Annotated in this window: 14 protein-coding genes; 6 read left to right on the top strand and 8 right to left on the bottom strand. The window is 58.9% G+C overall.

The features are described 5' to 3' along the window. Window positions 1-43 precede the first annotated feature (43 nt). Together BCF46_RS07530 and BCF46_RS07525 are read left to right on the top strand one after the other, a co-directional pair. Window positions 44-2,071 (top strand): M3 family metallopeptidase, encoded by a 2,028-nt coding sequence (locus BCF46_RS07530; RefSeq protein WP_121023094.1) that lies wholly within the window; start codon window positions 44-46, stop codon window positions 2,069-2,071. After that, a complete protein-coding gene (locus BCF46_RS07525) occupies window positions 2,068-2,895 on the top strand; it encodes an inositol monophosphatase family protein (RefSeq protein WP_121023093.1) in 828 nt (275 codons plus the stop codon). Before BCF46_RS07530 ends, BCF46_RS07525 begins: the two co-directional genes overlap by 4 nt. Here BCF46_RS07525 and BCF46_RS07520 read toward each other — a convergent pair. The 3 genes from BCF46_RS07520 to BCF46_RS07510 form a co-directional block, all read right to left on the bottom strand. Continuing rightward, window positions 2,892-4,097 (bottom strand): RNA polymerase sigma factor, encoded by a 1,206-nt coding sequence (locus BCF46_RS07520; RefSeq protein WP_121023092.1) that lies wholly within the window; start codon window positions 4,095-4,097, stop codon window positions 2,892-2,894. The genes BCF46_RS07525 and BCF46_RS07520 overlap by 4 nt on opposite strands. A gap of 3 nt (window positions 4,098-4,100) precedes the next feature. Further along, window positions 4,101-4,448: a YciI family protein gene (locus tag BCF46_RS07515; RefSeq protein ID WP_121023091.1), complete on the bottom strand. Its 348-nt coding sequence runs from the start codon at window positions 4,446-4,448 to the stop codon at window positions 4,101-4,103. Between the two features lie 102 nt (window positions 4,449-4,550). Continuing rightward, complete coding sequence (locus BCF46_RS07510) at window positions 4,551-5,051, bottom strand: SH3 domain-containing protein (protein ID WP_121023090.1); 501 nt, start codon at window positions 5,049-5,051, stop codon at window positions 4,551-4,553. A 115-nt stretch (window positions 5,052-5,166) separates the two neighbouring features. Here BCF46_RS07510 and BCF46_RS07505 point away from each other — a divergent pair, with 115 nt between their 5' ends. The 3 genes from BCF46_RS07505 (at window position 5,167) to BCF46_RS07495 (ending at window position 6,965) form a co-directional block, all read left to right on the top strand. Then, a complete protein-coding gene (locus tag BCF46_RS07505) occupies window positions 5,167-6,153 on the top strand; it encodes a 2-hydroxyacid dehydrogenase (RefSeq protein ID WP_121023089.1) in 987 nt (328 codons plus the stop codon). Between the two features lie 105 nt (window positions 6,154-6,258). Continuing rightward, window positions 6,259-6,453, top strand: a complete 195-nt coding sequence (locus BCF46_RS07500) for a CsbD family protein (protein WP_121023088.1) — start codon at window positions 6,259-6,261, stop codon at window positions 6,451-6,453. Window positions 6,454-6,455: 2 nt separating this feature from the next. Continuing rightward, window positions 6,456-6,965, top strand: coding sequence for a pyridoxamine 5'-phosphate oxidase family protein (locus BCF46_RS07495; protein ID WP_121023087.1), 510 nt, complete (start codon window positions 6,456-6,458; stop codon window positions 6,963-6,965). 60 nt (window positions 6,966-7,025) lie between these two features. Here the strand turns inward: BCF46_RS07495 and BCF46_RS07490 are convergent, their stop codons facing one another. Continuing rightward, window positions 7,026-7,817 (bottom strand): lytic murein transglycosylase, encoded by a 792-nt coding sequence (locus BCF46_RS07490; protein WP_121023086.1) that lies wholly within the window; start codon window positions 7,815-7,817, stop codon window positions 7,026-7,028. A gap of 177 nt (window positions 7,818-7,994) precedes the next feature. Between BCF46_RS07490 and BCF46_RS07485 the strand changes: the two genes are divergently transcribed. Next, entirely contained in the window at window positions 7,995-10,481 is a 2,487-nt protein-coding gene (locus BCF46_RS07485) for a GcvT family protein (RefSeq protein ID WP_121023085.1), read from the top strand. 3 nt (window positions 10,482-10,484) lie between these two features. Here BCF46_RS07485 and BCF46_RS07480 read toward each other — a convergent pair whose 3' ends face one another. The 4 genes from BCF46_RS07480 to BCF46_RS07465 form a co-directional block, all read right to left on the bottom strand. Beyond that, window positions 10,485-11,243, bottom strand: coding sequence for a hypothetical protein (locus BCF46_RS07480; protein WP_121023084.1), 759 nt, complete (start codon window positions 11,241-11,243; stop codon window positions 10,485-10,487). Between the two features lie 99 nt (window positions 11,244-11,342). After that, window positions 11,343-11,657: a hypothetical protein gene (locus BCF46_RS07475; RefSeq protein WP_245989887.1), complete on the bottom strand. Its 315-nt coding sequence runs from the start codon at window positions 11,655-11,657 to the stop codon at window positions 11,343-11,345. A 35-nt stretch (window positions 11,658-11,692) separates the two neighbouring features. Then, complete coding sequence (locus BCF46_RS07470; protein WP_121023082.1) at window positions 11,693-12,769, bottom strand: NAD(P)/FAD-dependent oxidoreductase; 1,077 nt, start codon at window positions 12,767-12,769, stop codon at window positions 11,693-11,695. Further along, window positions 12,766-13,701, bottom strand: coding sequence for an aldo/keto reductase (locus BCF46_RS07465; RefSeq protein WP_121023081.1), 936 nt, complete (start codon window positions 13,699-13,701; stop codon window positions 12,766-12,768). Before BCF46_RS07465 ends, BCF46_RS07470 begins: the two co-directional genes overlap by 4 nt. Window positions 13,702-13,782 lie beyond the last annotated feature (81 nt).

The following is a 13,782-nucleotide window of genomic DNA, read 5'->3' as shown; positions in this document are numbered from 1 at the left end:
ATCCTGCTCCCAAGCGCATAGGTTAGGCGCAAAGGAGCCATGAATGACCAACCCACTTCTCGCTGACTGGAAAACATCCTTCGGCCTGCCACCCTTCGCTGACATTTCCGACGAGGATTTTGCCCCGGGGTTCGAGGCCGCCCTGACCGAGGCCCGTGCGGAACTTGCCGCCATCATCGAGAATTCCGACCCACCCACATTCGCCAACACCATCGACGCGTTGGAATTGATGGGCGAGGGGCTGCACAAGGTTCTGTCGCCATTCTACACGCTGGCAGGCGTCGACAGTAACCCCGCGCGAGAGGCGCTCCAGCGGGAGTTTTCGCCCAAGCTGGCCGCGTGGGGGTCCGAGGTGTCGATGAACCCCCACCTCTTTGCCCGCGTCGATGCGCTTTGGCAGGACCGCGACAATCTTGACCTGACCGCCGAGCAACTGCGCGTGCTGGAACTCACCCGCCGCAATCTGGTCCGCGCCGGTGCGCAGTTGGAAGGCTTTGCGTTCGATCGCCTGAAACAGGTCAAGGAACGCCTCGCTGTGCTTGGCACGCGGTTTACCCAGAACCTGCTGGCGGATGAACGCGCTTGGTACATGGAACTGGATGCGGTGGACTTGGAAGGCCTGCCCGATTTCGTCCTCGCGACCGCAAAAGCGGCGGCAGAGGAACAAGGCGCGGAGGGCCATGTCGTGACCCTGTCCCGCTCACTCATCGTGCCGTTCCTGCAATTCTCCTCCCGCCGCGACCTGCGCGAACGCGCCTACGAGGCGTGGACGTCGCGTGGTGCCAATGGCGGCGAGACCGACAACCGCGCCATTGCCACGGAAATCCTGACACTGCGCGAGGAACGCGCGCACCTGCTGGGCTACGATGATTTCGCTACCTACAAGCTCGAAACCGAGATGGCCAAGACCCCCGACGCGGTGCGCAAGCTGCTGATGGAGGTCTGGGAGCCCGCCCGTGCGCAAGCCGATCTGGACGCGCAAAGCCTTGCGGCGATGATGCATAATGACGGCGTGAACGATGCGCTGGAGCCGTGGGACTGGCGCTACTATTCCGAGAAACGCCGCGCCGCCGAGCATGATCTGGATGAGGCGGAGCTAAAACCCTACCTGCAACTCGACCGCATGATCGAGGCCGCGTTTGACTGCGCCACCCGCCTGTTTGGCCTTGAGTTCAAACCGCTCGACGTCAAGCTACACCACCCCGACGCCCGCGCGTGGGAGGTCACCCGCAACGGCGAGCACATCGCCGTGTTTATCGGCGACTACTTCGCCCGTGGTGGCAAACGCTCCGGCGCTTGGTGCTCGGCGCTACGCTCCCAGCAAAAGCTGCGCGGCGACATCCGGCCCCATGTTATTAACGTGTGCAACTTCGCAAAGCCCGCCAAGGGCAGCCCTGCGCTGCTGAGCTATGATGATGCGCGGACCTTGTTCCACGAGTTCGGCCACGCGCTGCATCAGATGCTGTCAAATGTGACTTATGAATCCATCTCTGGCACCTCCGTCGCGCGCGATTTTGTGGAGCTGCCCAGCCAGCTGTTCGAGCATTGGCTCGAAGTGCCGGAGGTCTTGCAAAAATACGCAACCCACGCAAAAACCGGCAAACCGATGCCTGCCGACATGCTGCAACGCATGCTGGATGCGGCGAATTATGATCAGGGATTTTCGACGGTTGAATATGTGGCTTCCGCGATGGTCGATATCGAATTCCATACCGGCGATGCGCCCGAAGACCCGATGGCTATGCAGGCCGAAATCCTTGAAAGCATGGGGATGCCGCCCGCTATTCGCATGCGCCACGCAACGCCCCATTTCGCCCATGTTTTTGCAGGCGACGGCTATTCATCCGCCTATTACAGCTACATGTGGTCAGAGGTGATGGATGCGGACGCCTTCGCTGCGTTCGAGGAAGCGGGTGGCGCGTTTCATGAGGCGACAGCGCGCAAATTGGAAGATCACATTCTCTCAGTTGGCGGTCTTCGTGACGCGGACGTGCTTTATACCGAGTTTCGTGGCCGCCTTCCGGGCGTGGATGCGCTGTTAAAAGGTCGTGGATTGGACAACGTCGCATGAACCTCACCTCTGAACAGTCGGACGCCCTGATCCAAATCGTCCGCGATGTTGCCGCCAAAGAAATCAGGCCGCTTTTCCGTAACCTTGATGTCTCGGATATCGACAGCAAGTCTGCGCCAGACGATCTTGTGACGGTGGCCGACCGCGCAGCGGAGTTGGCTATCACTGCCGCCGTTCGTGAGCTTTTGCCCAACGCCGCGATTGTGGGGGAAGAAGCTGTTTCTGCCGATAAGTCAATTCTCGACCGCGTGGGGCAGGGCCAAGTGGTGGTGATCGATCCGATCGACGGAACATGGAATTTTGCCAACGGAATAGCAACTTACGGCGTCATCTTGTCTGTTATCGAGGACGGAAAAATCGTGTTCGGTCTGCTCTATGACCCCAGCTATGATGACTGGATAGTCGCTACCGAGGGGCGAGGAGCGTGGTTTTGCGGCGCCAACGGAAAGCGCCGGCGTCTTACTCTTGATACGCCACCGGAACTGTCCGACTGCTTCGGTTATGTCGGGATGTACCTCTTCGCAAAACCCGAACAGGCCCGGATCGCGGCACAGCTTTCCGCTTTCCGCCGTACGCAGTCCTTGCGCTGTGCTTGTCACGAATACCGCCTGCTTGCGGGCGGAGCGTCGCAGTTTTACCTGACCGGGATGCTCAACGTTTGGGACCATGCGGCAGGGGTCTTAGTTTATCAAGAAGCGGGCGGTGTGGTTCGGCTTCTTGACGGACGCGACTATCACCCAACCATGCGCGAAGGCAGGTTGTTGACCGCGGCGTCTGAAGAATTGTGGTCAGAACTGGCAAAGCGCTTCGCCTTCCTTGCCTAGTGTAGTTTTAGAGTTGCCGCTTGCGCCTCTAGCCATCGACGCAAAGGTGGCTCTGTGCACAGTGCAATGGCCTTATCATAGCATGGCTTAGCCTGTTGAGGCGCATCATCGCGCAGAAGCTGGGCGCGGGTAGCCCAGTAGGGTTGGAAATTGGCAACCTGCCTCGTGGGCAATTGGTCCAACAGAGCCAAGCCGTCCTTCGCGCACCGTGCTTGCGCTATAGCTGCGGCCTGTCCGATGCGACTTCCCAGCGTTGGAAACAACGCATTCAGGCCCGTATAAAGCTGAGCCACGGCCTCCCAATCGGTCGTCCCAGTTGTGGCGCGGGCTGCATGTACCGCTTGTATTGAAGCCTCCAACTGAAATCGCCCAAGCTGGCGCGCCACTGAGGCATTGGCCAAGATGCGGTTGGCATGGTCGATCATGCGATGGTCCCAAAGGCCAATATTCTGCTCATCTAACGGCACGAGCATCCCGTCCTTCAGTCGAGCATCTTGGCGGGCACTTAGGAAGCTGATCAACGCGCTGAGACCCAAAGCTTCAGGTGTTTCGGGGCTCAAGTGCGCCACAAGATCCGCAAGGAACAGCGCCTCGCGGCTCAAATCCCGCCCATCAGGAAAAAGCATCCAGTCAATCGAGTAGGCGGCGTACGTTGCTTCTAGAACAGTCGAAATCCGGTCTGGCAACGCGTCACGATCGGGCCGCTCAAATGTGATCCCGGCATCTCGAATTTTGGACTTCGCGCGTACCAAGCGTTGCGCCATCGTTGACGGTCGCGTTTGAAATGCCAACGCAATGCGTTCGGAACTTAAACCAAGGACGCATTGCAGCATGAGCGGGGCGTGGATTGCCGACGACAAGGCGGGATGTGCGCAGACCAGCATGAGGCTAAGGCGTTCATCAGGTATTTCATCATGTTGATCGGAACGCGCCATGTAGTCGGCATGCTGCTCCAGGGGTTTGGTGCGGGCGTGTTTACGGGCTGCATCAATGCGCCCACGCCGCGCAGCGGTGATTAACCAGCCTTCAGGGTTATTAGGGATGCCGCGCAGGGGCCAGTGCTCAAGGGCTTTCGCGAACGCCTCTGCCAACGCATCTTCAGCGGCGGCAATGTCATGATCATGCGACGCCAAGATGGCTAGCAATCGTCCATAAGAGGCGCGCGCGACTTCCTCTGCGCGCGCCTTGGTGGATCCTTTCACGGGTTAGACCATAGCCGAGGCACGAATTTCGACCTTGCCGCGTCTCGCAGCGGGGCATTTTTGCGCCCATGCCATAGCCGTATCCAAGTCAGGCACATCGACGACGAAAAAGCCGCCAAGCGTCTCTTTTGTGTCCGCAAATGGACCGTCTTGCACGCGCAACTCACCGCCTCGTTCGCTCAGCGTGGTTGCTGTGTGTATTGCCGCCAGCCTGTCGGTATCCAAAAACACACCAGCGTCTTTCAAGGCATCAATATAGGTGCCGTATGCTTCTTTCTCTCCTACCCAGTCTTCGGGCGTCATATGGGCGAGGTCAGCTGGATCAGTGTAGAGCAAAAATGTGTATCTCATGATCTGTGTCTCCTGTAAAAAAGCGAAACTGCTCTCATAAACATGACGAATGAGGATCAGCCATTTCGACAGGTGGTCAAATCTTTTTTGGAAAAACCAAAATTATTCGCGAATCTCGCCGGGCAACAGGCCCCACAGCTTTTCACGGGGCATCCAACCTTTGGTGCCCTCGACTGTAACACGACACCAATACTGGTCGCATTTGCCCAAACGCGCGACGACACCCAACTCGGCATGGGCGACGACGTTCGATCCGGTATCGGCCACCTTGTAAATCGGTGTCATGTCCTCTTCGATCAAGCTAAAGCGCGAGCCGGACAGAAGCGTGTAGTGGACCCATCCTCCGGCGCCATCGCGATCAACTACGCGTCGCCAATGCCCGTGTTCCGCCACGATCTGCAGTGGCATATTGCGATGTTTGAACACCCAATCAATGCGATGGGATAGGGACGGGCCGCGGCGCACGTTGCCCTCGGCGGCCTTTAGAGAAACGAAACGTGGAAGAGGAAGATTCGTGACTGGGCCGCGCTCCGCCGCGAGGGCCAGCACTGGAGACCACAGCAAACATGCGACCAAAGCCGCAATCTTGATAACCCGTTTCATTGACCGTCCTGATTGCACTGCTGCACTTGTTCTATTTGGAGCATTTCTTGTCTTGCCCCTTTGACCATGATCTTGTCACTATAGACGAAGAATTTCCACTCAAGGATGAGCGCCAATGCCAAACCAGAAGCTGAGTGTTGTCGTGACGCGACGGTTGCCCGAACATGTTGAAACCAGAATCAGCGAATTGTTCGACGCCTCACTCCGATCTGACGATATTCCGATGACACGCGAGGAGTTGGTTGACGCTGTCAAAACCGCAGATGTGCTGGTGCCAACGCTGACGGACCGGATCGATGCAGGGCTATTGGGGCAGGCGGGCGAGAAGCTGAAACTGATCGCCAATTATGGCGCAGGGGTTGATCATATCGACGTCCATACTGCACGACAGCGGGGCATATTGGTGTCAAACACGCCCGGGGCGGCCGCCGAAGACACCGCCGATATGACGATGGCGCTAATTCTTGCCGTCACACGCCGCATTCCAGAAGGGCTTGCCGTTATGCAATCCGGCGATTGGCAAGGCTGGTCCCCCACTGCCCTGATGGGAGGGCGCATTTCTGGCCGCCGCCTTGGCATTCTTGGCATGGGGCGCATTGGACAAGCCGTCGCGCGTCGGGCGCGGGCTTTTGGTATGCAGGTGCACTATCACAATCGCAAAAAGGTTCACGAAGGCATCTCTGACGAGTTGGAGGCCACCTATTGGGAAAGCCTTGACCAGATGATTGCCCGTATGGACGTGGTTTCTATCAACTGCCCGCATACGCCATCGACCTATCACTTGATGAATGCCCGACGCCTGAAATTGATGAAGCCCGACGCTGTGATCGTGAACACGTCACGTGGCGAGGTGATCGACGAGAATGCTCTGACCCGCATGTTGCGTGCCGGAGAATTGGCGGGGGCAGGATTGGACGTGTTCGAACACGGTATTCAGATCAACCCGCGCCTGCGCGAGCTCAACAATGTGGTGCTGCTTCCCCATATGGGATCCGCCACCCGCGAGGGGCGGTCGGAGATGGGTGAGAAGGTTTTGTTGAATATCAAGACGTTCGCAGACGGTCATCGACCACCGGATCAGGTCGTGCCGGGGATGCTGTAGGCGTCGCCGAAGCCACTAACACAAAATTATTAGGTCTCGTGGCGGAACATTCGTCTGCGTCATCCGTTGTTTAGTCATACCGTAACCGAATGAAAGGAATACGAGATGAACTGGGACCAAATCGAAGGCAACTGGAAAGAATGGAAGGGCAAAGCCCAAGCTAAATGGGGCGAGCTGACCAATGACGAGCTTGACCAGGCTGAAGGCAATCGCGAAAAAATCGAGGGCCTGATCCAGCAAAAATATGGCAAGACCAAAGAAGAAGCGCGCGAAGAAGTCGACAGCTTCATGGCGAGCTAACCATGGCTGACACTGACCGAACTGAAACAGACGCGCGGGGTCAACTTTTCGACCAACTCGACGATGTCCGTGCGGGCATGTTGGGGGTCGAAGGCTCCGGGCAACACATGCAGCCGATGACCCACTATTTTGACCGAGATACCGGCGAGTTGTGGTTCATCACCTCCCGCGACACCGACTTGGTTCGTGGCATAGGACAGGGCAACACGGCGCATTTTTGCGTCCAAAGCACATCGCAGGATTACTACGCCTGCCTGTCCGGCCCGATCCGCCAAAGTCAGGACGAGGCCAAGCTGGACGAAATCTGGTCTGCCGTCGCCGCCGCCTACTTTGAGGGCGGTCGCGAGGACCGGGATGTGTGCCTGCTGCACATGCCCCTGCACGAAGCGGCGATCTGGTCGTCCTCAGGCAACCCGTTCGCGTTCGGCATAGAGGTGCTCCGCGCCAACATGACCGACGGAACCGCCCAGACGGGCACCCACAAGGTGATCAACTTCGCGTCTGCTGCCTAACAAAAGAAAGCCCCGCCTGTTACGGCGGGGCCATTTTGTGACTTCAAGACTGCACGATACTTACCGGTCGATCTTACCCGCCATGATAGCAATCGCCTTCTGGTAAACCCCAGCTGCATTCCATTGCTTGATCACCGCAAAGTTCGTCTGCCCTTCTTGGTAGCCTGCGCCGCGCTTCCAGCCCTTGCCCTTCAGAAAATTTGCCGTCGACGCCAAAGCGTCCGCCATGTTGTTGAGATCAATGCGGCCGTCGCCATTACCATCTTGGCCGTATTTCAACACGTTGCCCGGCAGGAATTGCGTGTGGCCCAATTCGCCGTGTTTAGCGCCGATTGAGTTGGGTGAGATGATGCCGCGATCTACCAGCTTCAGTGCCGCCAGCGTATGGCCGGTAAAAAACTCGGAGCGGCGGCAATCATAGGCCAAGGTCGCGATGGAGGAGACCACATTGCTATCGCCCATAAACCGTCCAAAGCCGGTTTCCATGCCGTGAATTGCGATGATGACACCGGCTGGCACGCCATATTTCTTTTCCAGTGATCCGTAGAAACCGGCATCCTTGGCTTTGCGCTTGCGGCCTTGCGCCACAATCGTGTCAGCGCCGCGAACTTTCAGAAATTTGTCCAATGAGTATTTGAAGCTCTTCTGGTTTCGATCGGCGGCGATAGTCCGCTTGGCGTAGCTCGTGCCTGCCAATGCGGCCAAGCCGCGCTTGCCGACGCCGGCTTGCGCAGCTTCACCCGCGAAGGACGCTTTCCAGGCGTTGAACCCGTTGGCGTTGTTGCCGCACTGCGCGGCGAAAGAAGGGGACGCCAGCGTAATAGCGGCAATAAGAACGGCGGAACGAAGCATGGTGTAAATCCATTTGAAAGAATTCTGATCTGCAAAGACTAGCCACGCAGCGAACCCGGTGCAACTGGCTGAGCGCTTGCTTGTCGGAAACGGTAGATTTTGGGTCGAAAGGCGCTCGGGGATTGCCGCACGCCTTGCTAGACAGAAGCCAAGTAAGCCCAAGGGGAGTCGGTACAAATGAAAACGCATGTCAAAGCACTGGTGGTCGGCGGCGGTGCCGTCGGAACCTCGATCGCCTACCATCTGGGCAAGGCCGGTTGGGACACCATGCTGCTGGAGCGCGACGAGCTGACGTCAGGCTCCACATGGCACGCGGCGGGGCTTTTGCCCTATTTCAACATGTCGTTCGCCACGACCCATATCCACGACTACTCGATCAAGTTCTACAAGCAGCTTGAGGCGGAAACCGGCCTGAACGCCGGCTTCTCGGTCTGCGGCAACCTGCGCATGGCCCGCACGCAGGACCGTATGGACGAATACGCGCTCTATTCTTCCACCGCCGAAACAGTCGGTGTGCCACATGAATGGCTAACCCCGTCCGAGATCAAAGCCCGCTGGCCGCTGATCCGGACCGACGACCTGAAGGGCGCGATTTATCACAACACTGACGGCTACATTAACCCCGCCGACGTCACCATGGCGATGGCCAAGGGCGCCCGCCAGCACGGCGTCACGATCGAGCGCAAGTGGCAGGTCGATGGCTATGAGTGGACCGGCTCCGAATGGCGCGTGACTGTCACCAAGATGGTGGAAAAGGGCGGCAATCTGGTCGCCTCGGACGAGCAGACCGTCATCACCGCCGAGCACGTCGTCACCGCCACGGGCAACCACGCGCAGCGCACCGCCGAGTTGCTCAAAATTAAAATTCCCGCCATCCCGGTCGAACACCAGTTCATCGTGATGGAGCAGGATCCCGCGCTGGTCGAATGGCGCAAGACCAACCCCGAACACCCCGTCATCCGCGACGCCGACGCGCAAAGCTATGTCCGCGAGGAACGCGGCGGCTGGATATTGGGCGTCTACGAGAAGAACGCCCCCGCCCGCTTTGAATACGGCGTCCCCGACAGTTTCCGCGCCGACCTGTTCCAGCTCGATCTGGAGCGTATCGAGCAGCAATATATGGAAATGATCCACCGCATTCCGTCCTGCGAGGAATGCGGCCTGAAGGACGATTTCAACGGCCCGATCTGCTACACCCCTGACGGCAACCCGCTGGTCGGCCCCGCGCCGGGCATGCGCAACATGTGGCTGGCTGAGGGTTTTTCGTTCGGCATCACCGCCGCTGGTGGCACCGGCTACTACCTTGCCCAAATGATGGTCGAGGGCGAGGCGGAGATTGACATGGCCTCTCTCGACCCCAAACGCTACGGCTCGTGGATGACGACAGAGTTCGCCGCCCGCAAGAACGAGGAATGCTACGACCACGTCTACATCCTGCATCACCCGGACGAGGAACGCCCCGCGGCCCGCCCGCTCCGCACCTCGCCAGCCTATGATCGCCAAGCCGCTCGCGGCGCGCAATTTGGCTGGGTCAACGGGTGGGAACGCCCCAACTACTACGCCCCCGAAGGATTCAACGACCACGACGCCCGCAGCTTCCGCCGTGGCGGCTGGTGGAAATACGCGGTCGAAGAAGCCAAAGCCATCCGTGAAGGCGTGGGCCTTGTGGATGCCACCGCCTTCACCAAGCACATCGTCAAAGGGGCAGGCGCTGCGGCCTTCCTCGACTGGTTCACCACCAACAAACTGCCCCGCGTGGGCCGCATCAACCTGACCTACGCGCTGACCGATGCAGGCACAACGCGTACCGAATACACCATCGTGCGGCTGGCTGAGGACGAGTTCTATCTGGTCTCCGCAGGCGCATGGACGGCCTACGACGCCGACTACCTGCGCAAGGCCATCGAGGACAAAGAGCCGGAGTTTGGCCGCATCGAATGTCAGGACGTCACCACCCAATGGGGCGTCTTTGCCATCGCAGGCCCCAAATCTCGCGACGTTCTGAACGCCGTCATCAAGGACGCCGACCCCGCTACCGCGCTGTCCAACAAGCGCTTCCCGTGGCTGTCGGCCAAGCAGATCGAGCTGGGCATGTGCCCCGTCAACGCCATCCGCGTGGCCTACACAGGCGAGCTGGGTTGGGAATTGCACCACCCCATCGAGATGCAGAACTACCTGTTCGACCTGCTGGAAAAAGCAGGTGAGCCGCACGGCATGAAACTGGTCGGTGCACGCGCCCAAAACTGGCTGCGCATGGAAAAATCGTACCGCGCGTTCGGCACCGAACTTGGCCGCGATGCGACCCCGTTGGAGGCCGATCTGCCGCGCTTCGTCGATCTGGAAAAAGACTTCCGTGGCAAGGACGCGATGGAGGCCATCGGTATCCGCTCCAAATGCGTGACGCTGCTGATCGACGGGCCGGAGGACGCCGACCCGTGGGGCCGCGAGGCGCTCTATTCCGGCGACACCAAAGTGGGCCGCCTGACGTCGGGCGGCTACTCCGTCGCGTTCGGAAAAAGCATCGGCATGGGCTACGTCAAACCGGAACTGGCGGAGGTTGGCACCAAGCTGAAAGTCCGTATGCAGCGCGAGCTTTGGGACGCCACCGTGGTCGAAGACAGCCCCTACGATCCGAAAAACGCAACCATCCGCATGGACGGGTAGGGCTTAGCGGATCGAGCCGCGTAAATCCTCGACAAAGGCCCGCCGGTCGACGCCTTTACTGAGCGGCCGGCGGAAATCGTAGTTGCCGGAACCGTTCCTGTAGGGCTGGTAGATGCGCACGTCGAAGAAGCAACGTTGCCGCCCGTTGCACTGGATTGCCGAGGTGTCGGAGAGCGAGATATTCACATCCCCCTCGACCGAAGGCACATTGACGGAGGCGGAGCCTGACAGCTCCCGCCCGACTTCGAGCGACGCCGTTTCCGTCTCGATGGTTTTGAATACGGTGACGTAATAGGTGCCGCCGCTTGCGATGGCCTCGTCAAGCGCCCAATCCGCCGCAACGGCCTCGGGGCGGGCGTTGATATAGGCCGCCATGGCCCCGCGCGTGTCGTCTGACGTGCTGATCTTGTAGTTGGAATAGGCGATGTTGGTGGCGTTGCTGGCCTTCAATTCCATGCTGGCCCGCTGCGCCGGGGTGGCCTGAAAATTGTTGCTGGTCACGAAACCACGCACCTCGCGGGCGGTGTCGGTCGTCGCCTGAACAGGCGTTTCCGAGTAGCCGGACGCCCGCGCGTCCACATCCGCCAGATCGCGCACAAGGTTGTTGGCGGGTTGCCAGACGAACACTTTTCCAACGTCATATTTGGCCGCGTTATGCACCCCGATGCCGGTGGTGGCGTAGTTCAAACTAATGGTCGCAGATTTTTCGCATCCGGAAAAAACAGCAATAGATGCCGCAAAAAGCACTAAAGGGATTTTCATCCTAACCTCACAATTTATTGAATTAATGAGGTCAGCCTTCGCGGAATTGACGTTTGAGTCAAGCGTGACGCCTGTTTTTGAACAGGAAGGTATGCCGCCCTAGCGCCTTCGCCAAAGCTCGATCCGCCGCCTTGCGCGCACAATCATATCCGCCAACGGCCCGCGCAGAGCGGTGATATCCACGGCCAGAAGCAGCAACCCGATCGGCAGCATCCACATGCCGAAAACCGGCAAAATCGCCAGAAACCCGCCGATGATGAACACGAGCGCAACCGGCACCCGAACGATCCACCACCCCTTGGCGCGAATGGCGTTCAGCGGGCGACGCAAGGCGGGAACCTTGCGCTCGAACAGTCGAAACTGCCGCTCGAAGCGGCGGCTTGCGCGGTCTTGTCTGCGAGGGTCGGTTGCCATCATGCGCTTTCACATAAGCGGCGTTCGGGCGCTATTCAATCGCTGCCAAACCGCGCGGGTGAAAGCGCCGCAATGGCGCCTGCGTCCAGCTCCGACGTGCGACCACCTATCAGATCGGCCAGAAGCTGGCTCGCCGCGGGCGCGGTCTGGAAGCCGTAGCCCCCTTGCCCCGCGCACCACCAGAACCCGTCCTGCTCCGACGCGCCGATCACAAGGCAACGGTCCGGTGCGAAAGTGCGCAAGCCCGCCCAGTTGGCGATCATCCGTTGCACCGGCGCGGTGACGTGCTCCTCGTAGCGGGCGATGCCTTCTGCAAGCACCATGTCGACTGCCCAAGCGTCCACTGGCAGCACAGGCTCTTCATCTGCAGGCGAAATCAACAGCGCACCTGCATCAGGCTTCGCGTACCAGTTTTCGCCGGGTCCAAATAGTAGGGGCCACCGGCTGACATCATATCCACTGGGCGCCGCAACCCGCGCGATTGACCGGCGCATTGGCTGCAATCCCAATGGCGCGATGCTGGCCATATGTGCAATCTGATCAGCCCAAGCGCCCGCCGCATTGACGATCTGGCGCGCCTCGTAGTCTTCTCCGGCAGACACGCGCCATCCGCGCTTTGTTCTCTCGATAGCTGACACCTCGGCGCGGGTCACTACAGTGCCACCGTTGCTGCGCATGTGCCGGATAAAACGCTGTATCGCGGCGTCCGTGTCTATGTCCCATGCGCTTTCGTGATAGCCCACTTGAGTGACACGATCAGGATCGAGAATTGGAAAAATTTCCAACGCCTCCTCTATCGTTAATCGTCGCAGCTGCATTGAAACTATGTCAGTTCCAAAGGCGATCTTGTTGTCCTCATGGCCAAGCAACATAAGCCCACGCGGAAGGTCACAGGACCGGTTGATCTCAAGATGCCACTCTTTGCTGGCGCGGTTCAGGGCAATGGTGGAGGGCTTGCCATAAGTCTCCTCAAACATCGCAGCAGACCTGCCGGAGGCATGATAGGCCAATGCGTGCTCACGCTCCAAAAGTGTGACGCTACCTAGCTCTGACAGACGCGCTGCGGCGGAAGCTCCGGCTATGCCGCCACCTATTACCAGAAAATCGATCATACCTCTTCAAGTCGATCGGTTGCTGGGGCCGGAGGCTGGGACAACGCAGTTAGCTGATCGTACAATGAGTCGCTCATCTCAAAATCCAATGCTGCCAAAGATGGCGCCAGTTGCTCTGACGATCGGGCGGAAATGATTGGAGCGGCAACAAAGGGGTTTTTGGCAACCCATGCGACGGCGAGCGTTGCGGCATCCGTGCGATGCTCCAGTGCGATAGCAGGCAGTTTTGCTGCGGCCTCGTGCATCCACGTGACGTTATAACGGGCGTTGTATTGTGCGCTATCGATGAGACGGCCCGCCGCTTTATCCGTTGCGTATTTTCCTGTCAGCAAGCCGCCGCCCAGTGGAGAGTAAGGAACCACCGCGATCCCTTGATCCGCGCAGGCGGGAAGGATTTCAACCTCAGCTTGACGCTTCACAAGGTTGTACATCGGTTGAAGCACATCCACCGTCGTGCCGAACCCACGCGCCACCTGAGCAGCCTTCATCACCTGCCACGCTGCGAAATTGGAGATGCCGATGTAGCGGATTAATCCATCTTCGCGCAATTCGGCCAGAGCTTCAAAGCTCTCTTCTAGGGGTGTGGTGGGGTCAAACCGATGCAGATACAGCAGATCAATCATGTCGACCTTCATCCGCGCGCGGCTTTCCTCGAAGGATTGCAAGACGTTCGCCTTGGTCTGAGGTTTGTCATAGGCGATTTTAGTGGCGACGAGGACGTCATCGCGTTCTGACTGAATAAAACGTCCGAGCATCGTCTCGGACTGTCCGCCCGTATAGACATAGGCCGTGTCGAAAAAGTTGATGCCAGCGGTGCGGCAATCCTCATACATTGATTGGCTGGCGACGATGTCTGCCTTGCCACCAAACTGCATGGTGCCAAAACAATGCTTGGAAGCGGGGGCCCCGTTGGCCGTGGTCAAGTGTATCATGCAGGCGAGACTGGCAGAGAAAATACAATGTATAAAGATCAATCCGTTCAAGGTTGTCGTAGAACAACCTTGCCTGCGTCG

Origin of the sequence: Litoreibacter meonggei, assembly GCF_003663885.1 — a bacterium.
Taxonomy (GTDB): Bacteria; Pseudomonadota; Alphaproteobacteria; order Rhodobacterales; family Rhodobacteraceae; genus Litoreibacter; species Litoreibacter meonggei.
Note: the sequence above shows the minus strand (reverse complement) of the source record. Positions and strands in the feature narration are given on the sequence as shown.

Coding starts and splice junctions, on each gene's coding strand:
- BCF46_RS07470 (WP_121023082.1), bottom strand. CDS start 12,769: ATGATCGATTTTCTGGTAATAGGTGGCGGCATAGCCGGAGCTTCCGCC.
- BCF46_RS07530 (WP_121023094.1), top strand. CDS start 44: ATGACCAACCCACTTCTCGCTGACTGGAAAACATCCTTCGGCCTGCCA.
- BCF46_RS07510 (WP_121023090.1), bottom strand. CDS start 5,051: ATGAAACGGGTTATCAAGATTGCGGCTTTGGTCGCATGTTTGCTGTGG.
- BCF46_RS07495 (WP_121023087.1), top strand. CDS start 6,456: ATGGCTGACACTGACCGAACTGAAACAGACGCGCGGGGTCAACTTTTC.
- BCF46_RS07485 (WP_121023085.1), top strand. CDS start 7,995: ATGAAAACGCATGTCAAAGCACTGGTGGTCGGCGGCGGTGCCGTCGGA.
- BCF46_RS07515 (WP_121023091.1), bottom strand. CDS start 4,448: ATGAGATACACATTTTTGCTCTACACTGATCCAGCTGACCTCGCCCAT.
- BCF46_RS07525 (WP_121023093.1), top strand. CDS start 2,068: ATGAACCTCACCTCTGAACAGTCGGACGCCCTGATCCAAATCGTCCGC.
- BCF46_RS07480 (WP_121023084.1), bottom strand. CDS start 11,243: ATGAAAATCCCTTTAGTGCTTTTTGCGGCATCTATTGCTGTTTTTTCC.
- BCF46_RS07490 (WP_121023086.1), bottom strand. CDS start 7,817: ATGCTTCGTTCCGCCGTTCTTATTGCCGCTATTACGCTGGCGTCCCCT.
- BCF46_RS07475 (WP_245989887.1), bottom strand. CDS start 11,657: ATGGCAACCGACCCTCGCAGACAAGACCGCGCAAGCCGCCGCTTCGAG.
- BCF46_RS07500 (WP_121023088.1), top strand. CDS start 6,259: ATGAACTGGGACCAAATCGAAGGCAACTGGAAAGAATGGAAGGGCAAA.
- BCF46_RS07505 (WP_121023089.1), top strand. CDS start 5,167: ATGCCAAACCAGAAGCTGAGTGTTGTCGTGACGCGACGGTTGCCCGAA.
- BCF46_RS07465 (WP_121023081.1), bottom strand. CDS start 13,701: ATGATACACTTGACCACGGCCAACGGGGCCCCCGCTTCCAAGCATTGT.